This window comes from Halorubrum sp. AD140 (assembly GCF_034497445.1).
GTDB lineage: Archaea > Halobacteriota > Halobacteria > Halobacteriales > Haloferacaceae > Halorubrum.
The window spans coordinates 1-1,688 of record NZ_JAXRUU010000153.1 but is presented as its reverse complement, the minus strand read 5'-3'; the positions used below and the strand labels follow the sequence as shown (position 1 = coordinate 1,688).

General features: G+C 72.0%; 1 protein-coding gene. It reads left to right on the top strand.

What is annotated here, in order from left to right:
• Positions 1-1,624: CARDB domain-containing protein (locus tag U4E84_RS16860; RefSeq protein ID WP_322533261.1), on the top strand; the 1,624-nt coding region annotated here is incomplete at its 5' end.
• Between the last annotated feature and the right edge of the window lie 64 nt (positions 1,625-1,688).

Below are 1,688 nucleotides of genomic sequence, written 5' to 3'. Positions count from 1 at the left end.
CCGCGGCGATGTCGACGCGCAGGGGGACGACAACCTCGAGAGCGAGGTGGTGACCGCCCACGAGACGACGGCGCGGATCCGCACCGGCGACGAGGTGAACCGCGAGGTCCCGTTCGACGTGCGGACCGACGAGCAGACCGTCGGCGACGTCGACCGTGGCGTCACCGGGCCGGTCGAGTTCACGGTTGTCCCCGACGAGGACGCCGAGCCAGGCGTCTATCGGGTCCCGATCGAACTGGAATATCGGAACGTGGAGAGCGCCGAGGTCGACGACGGCTCCACGGTCCGCGACGAGGAGGTCGTGACGGAGACCGTATACGTCTCCGTGGAGATCACGGACCGCGCGCAGTTCGCGGTCGTCGACGTCGACGGCGACGTTCAGGCCGGCGACGACGGCGTCGTCGACGTGACGCTCCGGAACGTCCGCGAGGGGCCGGCCCGCGAGGCCTCCGTGACCGCGAACCCGGTCGACTCGGACCTCTCGTTCGCCTCGGACGCGGAGTCGACGGAGACGTACGCGGACAACTGGGAGCCCGGCGAGAACCGCACGTTCTCCTACCGCCTCGCCGCTGGCGCCGAGGCGACCGCGCGGTCGTCGACCATGGAGTTCGAGGTCGACTACCGCGACGCCGAACGCGCCGACGCGACCGTGCGGACGGTCCGGACCGGCGTGACCCCGCTCGCACCGCAGTCCTTCTCCGCCGAGGGACTGAACAGCAGCCTGCGCGTCGGCGAGGACGGCTCCTTCGACGTCGAGGTCCGCAACCGCGGCCCCCGCGACATCGAGGACGCGGTCGTCGTGTTCAGCAACGAGGCGCCCGCGCCCGACGGGGTGGGTCAGGAGACGGTCCAGTCCGACCCGAACATCGTCCCGCGCTCGACGCGGGACACGGTCGGCGACCTCGCGGTCGGCGAGACGGCCACCGCGACGTTCGACGCCGGACTCCGTACGGACGCGAACCCGGGCGAGCGGACGGTCAACGTGGCGGTCCGCTACCGCGGCATCGGCACCGACGAGGGGGTGAGCGCGAGCGAGGACGGCAACGGGACCGTCTCGCTCGCCTCGACGGGGTCGGCCGGCGACGTCATCGTCTCCGACACGCTCGACGCCGTCGTCGACGTCGCGCCCGAGGCGGACACCTTCTCGGTGTCGCCCGCGGAGCCGAACGCGACCGACCCCTCGTCGGTCACCCCGGGGTCGACGGTCCGGTACGACGCGGTCGTCCGCAACACCGGTCCCGATCCGATCACGAACGTCCAGGCGAAGCTGTTTGTCGACTCGCCGCTCTCCTCGTCCGACGACGAGGCGTTCGTCACCTCGCTCGACCCGGGCGAGGAGGAGACCGTCTCCTTCGAGGTCGAGGTCGACGGCGACGCGACGCCGAAGGCGTACGCGGCCGCGGTCGACTTCCGGTACGACGACGCAGACGGCGACGAACAGCTCTCCGACACCTACCGGCTCCCGGTCGAGGTGGTCGAAGACGACGACGGCGGGGCGCTCTCCTCGCCGCTCGGGATCGCCGCCCTGCTCGGCGTCGTCGCCGTCGGCGGCGCCTTGGTCTGGCAGCGCGGCCGGGTGAGCGAAGCGCTCGCCCGGCTCCGCAGTCGACTCCGCTCCCGATAGATGGACCCCGTCACCCGGCTGTTCGGCGCGATCACCGACCGGGTCATCGAGCAGCCGCGCCGGG